Raw genomic sequence first — 15392 nt, 5'->3', positions numbered from 1 at the left:
GCGGGTCTTACGCTCCTCGGCGACTTGGCGTAACTGTCGGTCGCTTACTGCATCCTGGAAGAGATGGACGAGACAGCGGTGGACCCAGAGACGGGCGGCGTGACCCCTCATGCGCCCGAGTCCGGCGCGTTCGGGATCGACGCGTTCACCCTCGACGACCGGATGCGGCTGTTCCACTTCGCCGCGGCCGAGAAGCGGCACGACTACCTGTGGCTGCTGCGCGCCTTCGACCGCGGCCGGGCCAACTACCAGGTGCTGCTGCACGCCTCCCAGGCGCGCGACCTGCTCGCCGCGCTGCGCGCCGAGCATCCGGGCTGCCCCGAGATCGACGACGTGCAACCGCTGCTCGACTCGCTGACCGACTGGCGGCTGCTGGACCGCAGCTACGACGGCACCCGCGCGGCCAACCTGGCCGAATACCGCAACCGCCATTACATCTACCAGTTCACCCAGGCGGGATACCGGGCCTACCGGGCGGTGGAGGAGGTGCTGGGCGCGGGCCTGGAGGATGCTCAGCTGTCCCGGCTGATCTTCCCCGACATCCTGGCCGACCTCAGGGCCCTGGCCGAGGCCAACCGGATGGGCGACGGCGAGGAGGTCTACCGCAAGCTCGGCCGGCTGGACCAGGTCCTGTCCGACATGGCGATGCGGGCCGCCCGCTTCTACCTCATGCTGGGCGACCTGGCCAGGACCAACGACACCCGGCCGGAGGTGTTCCTGACCCACAAGGACACGCTCCTGTCCCACATGCGGGAGTTCACCGCCGAGCTGGCCCGCTACCAGCCGATGCTGGCCGCCGCCGTGGCGGAGGTGGCCGAGACCGGGGTGGAGCGGCTGATCGCCTTCGCGGCCGGCGCCGACGAGCGGCTGTTCCGCTCGGCGGCCGACCGCGAAGACGACTGGCGGCAGCGCTGGGCCGGTCTCAACCACTGGTTCACCGGCGTCGCCAGTGAGGCCGAGCGGCTGCAGTCCGCGACCGTCACCGCCATCGCGGGCGTGCTCGCGCTGCTGCGCCGGGTGACCGAGGCCAGGCGCGGCGGGGTGAGCAGGGAGAGCCAGTTGCGGCACCTGGCCCAGTGGTTCGCCTCCTGCCCGTCCGAGGACGACGCGCACGCGCTGTTCCAGGCGACCTTCGATCTCGGTTCGCCCCGGCATGTCGCCGTGCCGTATGAGGATCCCGAGCTGATTCCCAGCCGCCTGTCGTGGTGGGAGGCCGAGCCGGTGCGGGTCGCGCGCACCCTGGTGCAGTCAGGCCGCACCCCCGGCCTGCACGGTCCTGGCAGGATCCAGCGCAACGAGGAGCAGCGCCAGCGACTGCGCGCCGAACAGCTCAAGGCGCAGGCGCAGCGCCGGTCCGCCGCGGCCTCGCTGGCCTCCGAGGGGGTGTATGAGCGGGTGCTGGACGAGCCGGAAACCCAGACCCTGCTCGGCCTGCTCGATCTGGCCCTCACGGCGCGGGTCCCGGTCTCGCGCGCGGCGAGCGGTTCGGCCCACGGGGTCCGGCTCACGCTGCGCCCATGCGAGGGATCGACCGTGGTCAGGACCGTCCGCGGCCGGCTGCACCTGGACGGCGTGCGGCTGGAGGTGTCATGAGGGTCGCGCACGAGGTCGGGCCGCTGGAACTGGCCGACTACCAGCGCGCGGTGCGGCTGCTGCTGCGCCACCCGCTGATCACGGCCGCCTACCCGGACCGGAGCGCGTTGCCGCTGGTCCGGCGCTGGGCCACGCAGCTGCGCGCCGACCTGTTCGAGACGCTCGGCTACCGGCTGCTGACCACAGGCGACACCGCCCGGCTGCTCCGCGTGCAGGACGAGCTTGACGCCACCCGCCCCGCGCTCACCCGTACCGACCGGCCGTTCGACCGCAGGCGCTACGCCTACCTGATGCTGACCCTGGCCGCGCTGGGCCGCGCCGGAACCCAGATCGCGCTCGGCGAGCTGGCCGACGCCGTGGCCGCCGACGCCACCAGGATCGACGGTCTCGGCATGGACACCGAACGTAAGCCCGACCGCGACGCCTTCGTCGACGCGGTGGCCTGGCTGGAACGGCGCGGGGCGCTGGCCCTGGCCGACGGGTCGGCCGTCGACTGGGTCAACAATCCCGACCGTGCCGAGGCGCTTTACGACATCGACAGGGAGATCGTCGGCGCGATCTACCGGCCGAGCCGGGTCCTGCAGCACATGCGTTCGGTCACCGCTCTGCTGGAGGGCGACTCAAGTCTCGCGCAAGGGCGGGAGACCACGCGCAGGACGGCGGCCCGCAAGGCGCGGCGGCTGGTGCTGGAGCAGCCGGTCGTCTACTTCGCGGACGTGGCGGAGTCGCTGCGCGGCCAGCTCCGCTCCCCCGCGCTGGCCGAGGATCTGGAGCGGCTGACCGGCCTGGGTGTGGAACGCCGTGCCGAGGGCGTCGCGATCATCGACATCTCCGGCCGCCTGTCGGATGTCCGCTTTCCCGGCGGTGGCACGGTCGCGCAGGCGGCGCTGCTGCTGGCCGCGCGTATCGCCGTGTATTGCGGGCCGAACAATCGGGTCAGCAGACCGGCTCTGCTGCCTGTCCCGACCGCGGCGGAACGGCTGGCTGAGGCGGCGGCCAGGATCGACTCGGCGTTGCCGTACCGGACTGTGCTGGAGGAGCTGGCGGGTGACGTGCCGGCGTCCGGCGCGGAGCAGATCGAGCCGGCGACCTACCCGTTCCTTCCAGACGCCTGGCTGCGTAGGGCTATGAAGGAGCTGGTCGGCCAGTATGGTGCGGCGTTCGGGGCGCAGTGGCGGGCCGATCCCGACCGGCTGCTCGGCCAGGCCGTGGCGCTGCTGGCCGGGCTCCGGCTGGTCGCCACGGTGGAGGGCGGCGTGCTCGCGCTGCCGCTGCTGGCCCGCTATCGGGGCGTCACCGCCGAGGTGAAATCCCGTACCCAACCCACACTTTTCGAGGATGCATGAGCAGGTTCGTGCCTACGCGGGCTGGGATCGTCAACCTGTGGGACTACCGGGATGAGGAGTTCACGTTCGCCAACGGGTGGCTGGTCCTGCGCGGTCCCAACGGCTCGGGTAAGACCAAGGCCCTCGAAGTGCTGTTCCCGTTCGTGCTGGACGGCCGGATCGACCCCAAGCGGCTCAACCCGTTCGCCTCCGAGGACCGGACGATGAAGTCCAACCTGCTCTTCCGCGGGCAGGACACCGCACTCGGCTACGTCTGGCTGGAGTTCCGGCACCGGGACACCGGGCAGGCCGTCACGGTCGGCGTCGGCCTGCACGCCCAGCGGCACCGCGACACCCCGGTGCGCTGGCACTTCGTCGCCGATGGCCGGATCGGGGAGGACTTCTCCCTCCTCACGGCGGACGACCGGCCGATGACCCGCAAGCAGCTGGCCGGGGAACTCGGCGAGCACGCGCTGCTCGGCTCACCGTCGGACTACCGTGCCGCCATCGACCAGCGGCTGTTCGGCCTGGGCCGGGAGCGCTACGAGCAGCTGATCACGCTGATCCTCACGCTGCGGCGGCCGCAGCTGGCCAAGAACCTCGACCCGGTCAAGCTGTCGGACACCCTCACCGAGGGCCTGCGGCCGATCGACGACGACCTGGTGACCGAGGCGGCGCGCTCGTTCGACGACATGGAGGCGGTGCAGCGGACGCTGGAGGGCCTGGTCGCCGCCGACGAGGCGACGGCCGCGTTCCTGTCCAGCTACACCACCTACCTGCGAACCCACGCACGCTGGGCGGCCGACGCCCTGACCCGCCGCCGCGACGACGTGACCGCGCACCGCACCGGCCAGGACACCGCGGCCGACCAGCTCGCCACGGCCGAGCACGACCGGGCCGAGTCCGAGCGTCGGCTGGCCGCGGCCGAGGACGCGCTGGCCGGGCTGCGGGCCCGGCTGGAACAGCTCAAGGCGAGCACGGCGTACGAGGCGCTGCAGCAGCTGGCCGACCTGGAACGGCTGGTGCGGACCTGCGCCGACGCTGAAGCCACGGCGCGCGCGGAGCTGGCACGGCGCGCCGCCGCCCGAACCCGGGCCACCGCCGAGCTGGAGACGGTACGGCGCGGCCTGGCCGAATTGGAGGCGGCGGTCTCCAGGACCGCGACCGAGCTGGCCGACGCGGCTGCCGCCGCCGGGATCGGCTGGGGTCCCGCCGACGCCGGCGAAGACGGCTTCACCGACCGGGTCGGCGCCCGGGTCGCCGCCAGAGACGACGATGTCATGGCCGTACGGGCCGCGCTGGCGGCCATGGGCAGAGCCGAGCAGGCCCGTGACCTGGCCCGGCAGGCGCTGGACCGAGCCCTGGAGATCGTGACCGCGGCCGAGGCGGAGGCCACGGCGGCCGAATCCGAGGTCGAGCGGAGCAGGGCGGCCGCCCGCGCGGAACTGTCCGGTTGGGCGGTCTGGCACCGGGAGGTCGTGCCCGATCCCGCGGCGCTGGGTGAGGCGCTGGAGCAGGTGGGCGAGCCGGACGCCCCGGCCTTGGACGCGGTGTTCGCCGAGTTGGTGGCGCCTGCCGTACAGGAGTTGCGGGAGGAGCGGGCGCGGCTGCGCGGGGAGCGGCGGCAGGCCGAGCGGGAGCGGGCCGCCGTCGAGGAGGAGCGGCAGCTGATCGCCGCCGAGCGCGACGACGCGCCGGCCGCGCATCCCGCCCGCACCGCCTCGCGGGAAGGCCGGGCGGGAGCACCGCTGTGGCAGCTGGTCCGGTTCCACGACCGGGTCTCGGAGGAGGACGCCGCCGGGATCGAGGCCGCACTTGAGTCAGCCGGGATGCTCGACGCCTGGGTCACTCCGTCGCCCGAGCCGGTGCTCGCCGGGGACTCCGACGTCTATCTCGCCGAAGGTCCGCCGTTCCACCAGTCGCTGGCCGACCTGCTCCGGCCCGAGGACGACGTTGCCGTCCCCGCCGAGCGGATCACCGCGATCCTGCGGTCGATTTCCGTCACCCCCGACGACTGGCAGATCGTAGACGGCGAGGACTACGGGCCGTTCTCCGGCGAGCTCAATCTGGACGACCCGTTCCCCGCCCCGATGATCACCAAGAGCGGCCGGTTCTTCCAGGGCATCCAGCTCGGCGCGCACCGCAAGGACCACGCCGAGTACATCGGCGCGACCGCCAGGACTCGCCGCCGCGCCATCAGGCTGGCCGAGTGCGATGCCCGCCTGGCCGCGATCGTCGAACTGCTCGCCGCTCTAGACCGGCAGGCTGCCGACGTCGAGGCCGGGCTGGACGCGATCGAGGCCGCCCGCTCCACGCTGCCGATGACGGGCGCCATCACCGCCGCCCAACGCGCTCGCGAACAGGCGGCGGGACGGCTGCGCGCCACCCGGGACGGCGCCGACGTCGCGCGGCGTGGCTACGACGAAGCCGTGGCCGCGTACGGCGCGGCTGAGCGGGCGCTGCGCCGCACCGGGGCCGAGCGCGGGCTCTCCCCCGAGACGGTGGAGGAGGTGGCGGCTGCCGTACCACGCTTTGAGCGTACGGCGGGCGCGTTGACCGGGCGGCGGCGAGAGGCTGCCCGGCAGGCCGAGACGGCGCAGATCGCGACAGACCGGCTGACTGACGCGGCCGAGGACGAGGCCGCCGCCGCGGAGACCGAGCAGGCCGCGCGCCGCCGCCATACCGAGGAAGCCGCCAAGCTGACGGCCCTGAAATCGACGGTCGGCGCCGAGGCCGAGCAGGTGCTGGCCGAGGTGGGGCAGGCCGAGAGGGCGATCACCGAGGCCGAACGGGAGACCGGCGCCCTGCGGAACGCCGAGCGGGAAGCGCTGTCGGCCGCCGCCGGGGCCCGCGCCCGCCTGGACGCCGCCCGCGAGGCCCTCGCCGTGGCGCGGCGCGAGGAGCGGGAGACCGCCCGCGAGCTGGGCCCCTACGCCAGGAGGGAACTGCTCGACGTGCTGCGCTGCCCGCCGGACCTGGTCTGGCCCGCGCAGGAGGCCGACTGGCTCGGTCCCGAACTGCCCGCCGGGGTTCGCGCGGTCCACGAGGCGATCTTGGGGGTCACCAGGGACCTCACTCCCACCGAGATCTCCCTCAAGCAGTCCACCACCCGCCTGACCAAGGCCCTGGACGACCTGCAAGCCCAGCTCACCGCCGCCGACCAGGACTACCGCCCCGAATGGGACGGCGCCGACGGCGTGATCGTGGTCCGGATCGCCGACGAGGAAGGGCCGCTGCCCGTCGGCGCGTTCGCCGCGAAGATCTCCGCGAGCCGTCGCGACCAGCAGGACTTACTGTCGGAGTCCGAGCAGCGCATCCTGGAGGACGCGCTGCTGACCCGGCTCGCCCAGCAGATCCACGACCGCACCGTCGACGCCCGCGACCTGATCCGCCGGATGAACACCGAGATGCGCTCGCGCCGCATGTCCTCCGGCACCACGGTCGGGGTGAGCTGGCTTCTCGCCGACAACCTGGACGAGGGGCAGCGCGCCGTCTGCGCCCTGCTCGACGGCGACGCCGCCCGGCTGGGCCCCGACGACCTGGGCCGGATGCGCGGCCACTTCGCCACCCAGATCAAGAACGCCAGGGCCCGGCACCGCGACCGCCCCTACCGGGAGCTGCTGGCCGAGGTGCTCGACTACCGCCGCTGGCGGCAGTTCGCCTTCCAGCTGGTACGGCCCGGCGCCGGTTCCGGGAGCACCGAGGAGCGGCTGACCCGGGCTCGGCACAGCCGCCTGTCCGGCGGCGAGCAGTCGGTCTCGCTACACCTGCCGCTGTTCGCCGCCGCCCACGCGATGCTCAACTCGGCCCGGGCGGACGCGCCCCGGCTGCTCGCGCTGGACGAGGCCTTCGCCGGGGTGGACGACACCGGCCGCGGCGAGCTGCTGTCGCTGGCCGCGCAGTTCGATCTGGACCTGTTCATGACGGGCTACGATCTGTGGGCCACCCACGCGTCCGTGCCCGCGGCGGCGCACTACGACCTGGCCCACTCCCCGGTCGATCACACCGTCAGCGCCCTGCTGCTGGTGTGGGACGGCTCGGAACTGCTAGCCGACGACGCCGGGGAACTCGCCACCGCACTGGGCTCCCCCGGCACCCGCCGCGTCCTCACCTCCGTCGGAGCCCCGCACACACCCGACACCCTCTCCCTTCCCGACCCCCTCTCCACTCCTGACGCCCACTCCGTTCCTGACGTTCTCTCCATTCCTGACGTTCTCGACTGATGGGCCATGCCGGGATGGACGAACTGCGTGGCGAAGGCTGGACCCGACTGCTCGCCGCCGCCCGTCGCAAGTTGGAACGCGGCGGCGACACCGGCTCCATCGGGCTGAACGACCCCTCAGAGGCCGAACGCCGCGTCATCATCGGCCTCACCGGCAAATACCGCCCTGAGTCGGTCAAACGACTCGCGGTACCGCTCCCCCAACTCGACGCCGCACTGACCGCCCGCTACGGCATGGGCCTCCGGGAAACGCTGACCCGGCTGAGCGGCCCCCTCCAGAACCGCCCCGCCGAACGCACCGCCCTCAACCTGGAACGCGACCACCTCCTGGCCACCGCCAAATCATCAAGCTTGACGGCCGAGCCATGGTTCACAGCCTGGCTGGACAGCCTCACCTCAGACGGCACGCTAACCCGCCTGATCCGACGCGGAGACGCCCACCTGCTGAATTGGGCAACCAGCATCCTCGATCTACTCCCCAACCTCGACGAGCGACCCACATCACGTACCGCTGAGAATCCCCCCGCTTCCCGAACCACGGAAGCACCCACCTCCCCCACCGCCACACCTGGGCAAACCATTCCTTCCACGGCTTCCCAAACCGCCACTTCCAATCCCCCACCCGGAGAAACCATCCGTTCCACCGGTGCCCGGACCGAGGGAGCACCCGCCTCCTCCACAGTCGCGCCCGGGCAGGCCGTCCCCCTGCCGGTGTTGTCGGAGCGGGCCACCGGCGATACCAAGGCGCTGGCTCCCGGCTCTCCGCTGGCGCTGCTCGTACTGCGGGCGCTGGCGTCACGCGCGGGTCTGCCCACCGTGCCGGGGAGCAGAGCGGGGCAGCGGGAACTGTGGGAATCCGCAGGGGTGATCGTCGACGACCTGGCCAGCCAGGTGCTGGTACTCAACCTTCAGACCCGCTCCGCGGGCGTCGTCTCCGGCTGGCTCGACGAGGCCGCTCGGCACGGCCTTCCCTTCCGGCTCACGCTGCAGCAACAGGCCGTCTCCCCGGTGATCCCGGCCGCGGCTGAGATCTTCGTCTGTGAGAACCCCGCGGTCCTCCGCACCGCCGCAGCCGAACTGGGCTCCCGCGCCGCCACCCTGATCTGCACCGAGGGCGTCCCCTCGATGGCCTGCCACCGCCTGCTGGACGCGGCCGTCGCCGCGGGCGCCCGCCTACGCTGGCGCGCGGACTTCGACTGGACCGGCCTGCGCATCGTCGGCCGCGCCATCTCCCGTTACGGCGCGACCCCCTGGCGAATGTCCGCCACCGACTACACGACGGCCCTGACGCAGGGCGAATCCACCCCACTCACCGGCCCGCCCGCCCCCGATCCATGGGACCGCGAACTCGCCACCCTGATGACCTCCCACGGCCGCGCGGTCATGGAGGAACGCCTCATCCCCTTCCTGCTCACCGACCTGAAACTCCCACCAGTGTGAAACGCCCGCTCACGACGCTGCCACAGTCCGCGTTCGCGGCTGATCGTGGGGCATCGCAGGAAGCCGGGAACGTTCACTCAGCGGTTCTTGATCATCCGTTCTCCGCCGAGCGCGAGGAGAAGGAACATGTCGAACTCTTCTTTTATGGCGCTGGTGTCGGGCTCTTCGCTCGTGTCCTCGGGCTCGTTCCGGGACGCGAAGTCCTCCTCGGTGAGGGGCGTGACATACACGTAGTCGTCGAGACCATGTTCCACCGCGAGCTGATTCACCCGCTTACGGAGATCGTGCGTGAACCTAGCCGACCACCCGTCATCCTCGGGCGCGTCCGTGATGACCACCGCTCTGAGCGCCGACTCGCCCTCCGAGTCCACATAGGGCTCAACCAACACCTGGCGGATCGCGGGCCCGTCCGGCAAGACTATTTCCCTGATCGCAGCGACCAACTCGTTCAGGGCTTCGTCCCGACGGTTCACACTCATAATGACCATCTTCGCACTTCCCGGCACGATTGGGCTGGAGGGCAGTAGGGCTTGGCTATCGTGCCATGCCACGGTGGGGCTCGCGGGTGTTCTTCGCGACATCCTCAACGGACGGGTGAGAAATCTCCGCTTCAGAGGACTTCTCGACACCATGGGCCGCTTCGTGTGGTGACGAATCGCCATCGCGAGCCTGTGGCGATGTGATTACCCTGATCGTCGATCGAGGAGGCAGTTATCTGTGGACGAGGCACCTGTTCCAGGCTTGTACGACTCGCTGCTCACGAGTCGGCTCACTCGTCGTACGGATTCCTGGCGTGATTCAGGTCATCTCGTTGAGATCTCTCCGGTCGACAAAGAGGAGACCGCCCACCTGCTCGGCCGTTTCATCGGCGACACTGCTGCTCGGGCGTTCGCCGCGCTCAAGAGCCCCGAGGAACAGGTGGAGCTGGCCAACCGGCTGCTGCGTCAGCTCGCCGATCCCGAAGTCGTCGAGAAAGGGCCGCGGCGGCTGCTGTCGGTCGTGCGGAACATGCCGGGTGCTTCCTCGCCCGCCCGTCCGCTGACCTCGCTTTCCGAAGCGGCGCTGCTCACCAATGCCCGCGAGGATCCGAATCTGGCCCATGAGCTGGCGACTGAATTGGCCAGTGCCGACCGGGTGGACTTGTTGTGCGCGTTCGTCAAATGGTCTGGGCTGCGCATTCTGGAACGAGCGCTGATCGAGTTGCGCCGCCGGGGCGTGCCGCTGCGGGTCATCACCACCACGTATATGGGCGCGACCGAACGGCGTGCCCTTGATCGGCTGGTGCGCGAATTCGGGGCCGAGGTCCGGATCACGTACGAGCAGAATTCCACCCGCCTGCACGCCAAGGCGTGGTTGCTGCGCCGCCGTACCGGCTTCGACACCGCGTATGTGGGCAGCTCAAATCTGTCGCGGGCCGCGCTCCTCGATGGGCTGGAGTGGAATGTCCGGCTGTCGTCGGTGACGACTCCCCGGCTGCTGGACAAATTCGAGGGCACCTTCGACTCGTACTGGAACCGGCCCCAGTTCGAGCCCTATGACCCTTCGGCGGACGGCGATCGCCTGGATGAGGTGCTGTCGCGGTCGAAGGCCGGTCAGCGGCTGTTCGATATTCCGGAGTTGTTGCCCCACCCGTTCTCGCATCAGCTCGAAATGCTGGATGATCTCGACGTCGAACGGACCGTGCACGGGCGGCACCGCAATCTCGTGGTCGCCGCCACGGGGACCGGCAAGACCGTGGTCGCCGCTTTCGACTACCGCGCTTTGCGGCAACGTCTCGGGCCCCAGCCGTCGCTCCTGTTCGTCGCGCATCGTCGCGAGATTCTCGGTCAGGCGCTCCGCACGTACCGGCAGGTGCTGGCGGCGCCCGACTTCGGGGAGTTGCATGTCGACGAAAGCCGGTCCAAGCACTGGCGGCATGTGTTCGCCTCGGTCCAGTCGTTGACGAGCAAGGGCATCACGGCCTTCGAGCCCGATCACTTCGACGTCGTGGTCATCGACGAGTTCCACCACGCCGCCGCCCGTACCTACCGCCAAATAATCGACCACCTCAAGCCCAAAGAACTGCTCGGCCTCACCGCGACCCCCGAACGCGCGGACGGCACCTGGGTCCAGGACGAATTCTTCGACAAACGCATCGCCTCAGAACTCCGTCTCTGGGACGCTCTGGACGCCGACCTGCTGTGTCCCTTCCATTATTTCGGCATCAACGACGAGACCGACCTCACCAGCGTCAAATGGTCACGCGGCTCCTACAGCAGCGCCGCCCTGGAAAACGTGTTCACCGGCGACGACGTCCGCGCCCGGCTGATATTCAACGCGCTCCGCGACAAAGTCAGCGACCTCGCCGCGATACGCGGGCTCGGTTTCTGCGTGTCGGTACGGCATGCGCGTTTCATGGCCGATTTCTTCACCGCGATGGGCCTGCGCTCTCTTGCCGTGGACGCGTCCACCGACGACGGCCCGCGCAAGGCGGCGCTGAAGGACCTGCGCGACGGAAAGGTCGTCTTCCTGTTCGCGGTAGACCTGTTCAACGAGGGTCTCGACGTCCCCGATGTGAACACCCTGCTCATGCTCCGGCCCACGGAAAGCGCGACCGTGTTCCTGCAGCAGCTCGGTCGCGGGCTGCGCCGTACCCCCGAAAAGGAGGTCCTCACGGTGCTGGACTTCGTCGGGCAGCACCGGAAGGAGTATCGGTTCGCCAGCCGTTTCCAGGCATTGACGGGATTCTCCCGTGGCCGCCTCGGACAGCAGGTGGCCGGTGATTTCCCGCTGCTGCCCTCTGGCAGTCAGATCGTGCTGGATCGGGTCACCAAGGACCGGCTGCTCGCCGAACTCAAACTCCATCTCAGCGCCACGATCACCACGATCACCCAAGAGGTCCGCTCATATGCCGAGATGTCGCTCATCGGCTATCTCGAAGCAAGCGGGCGTGACATCAGCGACCTCTATCGCAACCGCCGCTACTGGACCCATCTCCTACGCCGCGCCAACCTCCTCGACCAGGCCGCCTCTCCCATGGAGGAAGCCCTTGGCCGCCGCGTCCGAGCCCTCCTCCACGTGGACGACCGCCGCCGAGCCGACACCTACGCCCGCCTCCTGCACCCCGACGGCCCGAGCTACGCCGACTGCTCCCCCGTCGACCAAGCGTTCGCCCGCATGCTCTTCTTCTCCTTCTGGCGCGACGGCGGCGACTTCACCACCTACGACGAGGCACTGGTACGGCTACGCGCGGAATCCGCCCTCTGCGAGGAGATCCGCGAGGTCCTCACCTTCGGCATCGAACGCCCGCGCCATGTCACCAAATCCCTGCCAGAATCGCTGGCCCAAGTACCGCTCGCCATCAACGCCAGTTACTCCGCCGACGAGATCCTGGCCGCCATCGGCTGGGCCACCCTGGGCGGCTCGGTCCCCGCCACGATGCGCGAAGGCGTCGCCTGGAGCCCCGCCAGCCAATGCGACGCGCTCCTGGTGACCCTGCACAAAAACGAGAAAGAATTCTCTCCCCAAACCATGTACCGCGACTACGCGCTCGCTCCTGCCCTATTCCACTGGGAATCCCAGAACCGCACCAGCGCGGACTCGACCACCGGCCGGCGTTACCAAACCCACAAACGCCATGGCAGCCACATCCTGCTGTTCACCCGCGAGCGCACAGAAAACGACAACGGCCACCCCGAACCATTCGTCTTCCACGGCACCGCCCACTACGTGGAACACCGCGGCAACCGCCCCATGGCCATCACCTGGCAACTCGACGAGGAAATGCCCGCTGACCTGTTCCGCCGCGCCGCTATCGCCGGGTGAACTTGTCCACGGCGCCCTCAGCTCAGATGGGCGATCGAGCCGATGAGAGCAGGACTGTCGATGGCCCCGGGCGTCAGCCGTACCCCTGTCACGCGCTCAGCGAGGGCGAACGCGGTGTGGATGGGGTTGCCCCAGTCGTCAGCATCATCGACGTCATCGGTAGGCATGCCGAGTTCGACCATGTGCGTCAGGAGCAGGTCCTCGTCGACTCCCCCGTGGGCGGGGTAGTCCGGCTCGAACGTGGCCGTCACCCGGCCGTCAGCGGCGTGGACGAACTGCTGGTCGTGGTTGACGTTGCGGAACACCGCCGCGGTCACGGTCCCCACCGATAACGGCCCAGTCACCGAGTCGAGAATGCCCTGAAAACCGTTGAACTCGATAAGGACGGTGCCTCCGTCAACCGCACTCGCGGCCATCACTCCCTCCTCATAGAAGCCGTCGTCATCGGGATCATCATCGGGGGTGACGCCGAGCCGGTCGAAGGCCTGCCGCGGAGTCAGGCCACGGACAAACGTGACACAGAACGCCTCAGCCAGACCCGAATCATGCTGGTCGAACCAGGCGTAGTCCTCGGCGATCGCGCTGCTCATCGACATCTCCTCAAGCGTGGGGGGCTAGCGAAACAGATCCTGCCAGGCGGCTCCGACAAAACCCGGAGGCCGAGTTCTGTCAGTGCTCCTTCGTAGGCTGCGAGCGTGATCTCCTACGTGACGGGCGACGCGACAGCTCCCTCCGGCGACGGCCCGAAAATCATCTGTCATGTGTGCAATGACATCGGTGGGTGGGGTCGCGGCTTCGTGTTGGCCCTCTCCGAGCGCTGGCCGCAACCGGAGGCCGCCTACCGGCTCTGGCATCAGGACCGGCAGCACAACGACTTCGGTCTGGGCAGGGTCCAACTGATCTCAGTCGGAGAAGATCTCTGGGTGGCCAACATGGTCGGCCAGCACGATATCCACGGCACCGACACCACTCCGCCCATCCGCTACGAGGCCGTGGACAGCTGCCTGGACCTGCTCACCACCCACGCCGTCGAACACAACGCGAGCGTGCACATGCCGCGCATCGGCTGCGGCCTAGCCGGCGGCACCTGGGACCGCATCGAACCGCTCGTCATTCAGCGCCTGGTACGACGTGGCATCGCGGTCACCGTCTACGACTTAGCCGAATAAATCATCATCCTGCGGTTCCAGGACATCTCGAGCCCGATACATGACCACGAACAACGTGCCCCAGACGGCAAGGCCCAGCACTTCACCATGGGCCTCCCGCCGACCTGATCACTGACCGGGAGGTGGTCCATCAGCGTAGAGCTGGTCCAGGCCGATCAGGACCGTGCCAGTCCGGGCGTCGGCGTGGAGTTCCTCGGTGAATCCGGCTCCGGAGTAGCACGCCAGGACGGTGTCCCGGGTGTCGAAACCCTTGACCGCCAGGAGATCGCGTGCCCGAGCCAGCCGCTGGAAAGGACCGTGTCCCATGACCTCACCCCACTTCGCCTCGCCCAACGACAGGACGCGACGCGGCTCGTTGGGATGCTGGGCCGCCATCACGACCACGTCGATCTCGATCTGGGTACGCGTGGCTGGGTCGTTGACCACGCCGGAGCCGACCTCGGCCGGGAGCTCCCCGAACAGTTCCACGTCCGCGTCGACGGCGAAGTCCCGGCACACGGCTTCGAAGTGCGGCCCGGCCACCTGCTTCAGGAAGGTGGGACGGGTGGCCTCCCAAACGGCCTCGGCCCGGTTCCGCTCCAACTCCGTCCAGCGGCGGCGCATGATCGCCTCGTAGAAGGTGATGAGCGGCTCGACGATCCGGTACCGGGACCGGCCGTTACGGAAGAGATCTGGTTCTTTGGCGATCAGTGCGCAGCTCTCCAGCACGTTGAGCGGGTGTGAGATCTCATCGGACCTGCGGCCGATATAGCTCGCGATCCCGCCGTTGGTCGTATTCCCGGTCGCGATGGCGGCTAGCACGGAGTGGTAGAGGGCGGGGTCGCGAATGTCAGACTCCTCCGCCAGCAGATAGCGGGCTTCCCGGAACAACGGGCTCTGCCGGTTGAGCACCGTCCGGACAACCCAGGCATCGAAGTCCGCGAGATCCGCCGGAGCGTCCCCGCTGACGAACTCCTCGCGGTAGGCGGGCGTGCCGCCGACGATCATGTGAACGAGCAGGGCAAGGCGCGGATCGGTGAGCCCCCAGAATTCGGCCGCGTCCCGGTAGGAGAACGGCTGAACAACGAGCTCCAACCCGGCCCGGCCACGCAGCGGCGCCTGCCCGGCCAGCAGACCACCCATCACCGACATCGCAGACCCACACAACAGCAGCCGCGCGGTGCTCTGCCGACCGCTGCCGCCCGGCCTTAGTTCCCGCTGGATGATCGACGGCAGGGAGGGCGACACCTTGGACAGAAAGGGGAACTCATCGATGACCACCGGAACGGGCCGGTCACGGAACTGCCGGAACAGATAAGGAAACGCGTCGTTCCAGTCCCGGAACGGAATCTCCAGCGGCTCACGGGTATACCGCGTCAGAGCCTCCGCGAAGATCCGCAGCGATTCCGCCTCAGTGGCTTCGGTCGCACCGAAGTAAAACCCGCCCGTCTCCCGCGCCAGCGCCTCCAACAGAAAGCTCTTGCCCTGCCGCCGCCGCCCGCTGACAACACCGAGGGTGGCCACAGATTGCCCATGCGAGACGAAGCCAACCAGCCCCTCCCACTCCCGGCTCCGATCGAAGACATGCGCGGGCTTCCGGATCACTATGCTTCCCCAACTATCAGGGAATCGTATCTCACTGAAGTACGCTTCCCGGAACTGTACTTCCACCCCAGCCCCAGAGGGGGTAGTTCAAGGACTGCGAACCCGCCGACGCTCAGGCCCGGCGGTCAACTCCCGTGCGCCCCGCGCCGACGGCGGGCTACCGGAATCACATCGCTTCTTGCCACTCGTAACGGACGGCGTTGTGCCGGGTGGAGATGTCCGGCAATGGCAGTGCGGCCATCGTGATGGCGAGGG

At 69.3% G+C, this 15392-nt stretch carries 9 protein-coding genes; 6 read left to right on the top strand and 3 right to left on the bottom strand.

From position 1 onward, the window contains the following. Nucleotides 1-63: 63 nt before the first annotated feature. From Amac_RS16780 to Amac_RS16765, 4 genes are read left to right on the top strand one after another with little or no spacing between them, the layout of a single operon-like run. Nucleotides 64-1593 (top strand): TIGR02677 family protein, encoded by a 1530-nt coding sequence (locus Amac_RS16780; RefSeq protein WP_218041129.1) that lies wholly within the window; start codon nucleotides 64-66, stop codon nucleotides 1591-1593. Beyond that, on the top strand, nucleotides 1590-2939 hold the full coding sequence (locus tag Amac_RS16775) for a TIGR02678 family protein (RefSeq protein WP_155355319.1): 1350 nt from the start codon (nucleotides 1590-1592) through the stop codon (nucleotides 2937-2939). The genes Amac_RS16780 and Amac_RS16775 overlap by 4 nt, the downstream gene beginning before the upstream one ends. Continuing rightward, entirely contained in the window at nucleotides 2936-7141 is a 4206-nt protein-coding gene (locus Amac_RS16770) for a TIGR02680 family protein (RefSeq protein ID WP_155355318.1), read from the top strand. Before Amac_RS16775 ends, Amac_RS16770 begins: the two co-directional genes overlap by 4 nt. A 14-nt stretch (nucleotides 7142-7155) precedes the next feature. Then, the gene (locus Amac_RS16765; protein WP_218041128.1) at nucleotides 7156-8580 is read left to right on the top strand and encodes a TIGR02679 family protein; all 1425 of its coding nucleotides are present in this window, start codon (nucleotides 7156-7158) and stop codon (nucleotides 8578-8580) included. 77 nt (nucleotides 8581-8657) lie between these two features. Here Amac_RS16765 and Amac_RS16760 read toward each other — a convergent pair whose 3' ends face one another. Next, nucleotides 8658-9059 (bottom strand): hypothetical protein, encoded by a 402-nt coding sequence (locus Amac_RS16760; protein ID WP_155355316.1) that lies wholly within the window; start codon nucleotides 9057-9059, stop codon nucleotides 8658-8660. A gap of 238 nt (nucleotides 9060-9297) precedes the next feature. Between Amac_RS16760 and Amac_RS16755 the strand changes: the two genes are divergently transcribed. Beyond that, nucleotides 9298-12384: a DEAD/DEAH box helicase gene (locus tag Amac_RS16755; RefSeq protein ID WP_155355315.1), complete on the top strand. Its 3087-nt coding sequence runs from the start codon at nucleotides 9298-9300 to the stop codon at nucleotides 12382-12384. A 17-nt stretch (nucleotides 12385-12401) separates the two neighbouring features. On the opposite strand, the gene Amac_RS16750 is transcribed toward Amac_RS16755, so the two are convergent. Next, entirely contained in the window at nucleotides 12402-12974 is a 573-nt protein-coding gene (locus Amac_RS16750; RefSeq protein WP_155355314.1) for a DUF6461 domain-containing protein, read from the bottom strand. Between the two features lie 105 nt (nucleotides 12975-13079). Between Amac_RS16750 and Amac_RS16745 the strand changes: the two genes are divergently transcribed. Next, entirely contained in the window at nucleotides 13080-13553 is a 474-nt protein-coding gene (locus Amac_RS16745; RefSeq protein ID WP_155355313.1) for a macro domain-containing protein, read from the top strand. A gap of 108 nt (nucleotides 13554-13661) precedes the next feature. Here Amac_RS16745 and Amac_RS16740 read toward each other — a convergent pair whose 3' ends face one another. Continuing rightward, a complete protein-coding gene (locus Amac_RS16740) occupies nucleotides 13662-15137 on the bottom strand; it encodes an ATP-binding protein (RefSeq protein ID WP_155355312.1) in 1476 nt (491 codons plus the stop codon). Nucleotides 15138-15392 lie beyond the last annotated feature (255 nt).

It is taken from the genome of Acrocarpospora macrocephala (assembly GCF_009687865.1).
Taxonomy (GTDB): domain Bacteria; phylum Actinomycetota; class Actinomycetes; order Streptosporangiales; family Streptosporangiaceae; genus Acrocarpospora; species Acrocarpospora macrocephala.
Note: the sequence above shows the minus strand (reverse complement) of the source record. Positions and strands in the feature narration are given on the sequence as shown.

What these genes read in the sequence shown, in the direction of transcription:
- Amac_RS16760 (WP_155355316.1), bottom strand. Translation starts at nt 9,059, where the DNA reads ATGAGTGTGAACCGTCGGGACGAAGCCCTGAACGAGTTGGTCGCTGCG.
- Amac_RS16775 (WP_155355319.1), top strand. Translation starts at nt 1,590, where the DNA reads ATGAGGGTCGCGCACGAGGTCGGGCCGCTGGAACTGGCCGACTACCAG.
- Amac_RS16765 (WP_218041128.1), top strand. Translation starts at nt 7,156, where the DNA reads ATGGACGAACTGCGTGGCGAAGGCTGGACCCGACTGCTCGCCGCCGCC.
- Amac_RS16770 (WP_155355318.1), top strand. Translation starts at nt 2,936, where the DNA reads ATGAGCAGGTTCGTGCCTACGCGGGCTGGGATCGTCAACCTGTGGGAC.
- Amac_RS16780 (WP_218041129.1), top strand. Translation starts at nt 64, where the DNA reads ATGGACGAGACAGCGGTGGACCCAGAGACGGGCGGCGTGACCCCTCAT.
- Amac_RS16750 (WP_155355314.1), bottom strand. Translation starts at nt 12,974, where the DNA reads ATGAGCAGCGCGATCGCCGAGGACTACGCCTGGTTCGACCAGCATGAT.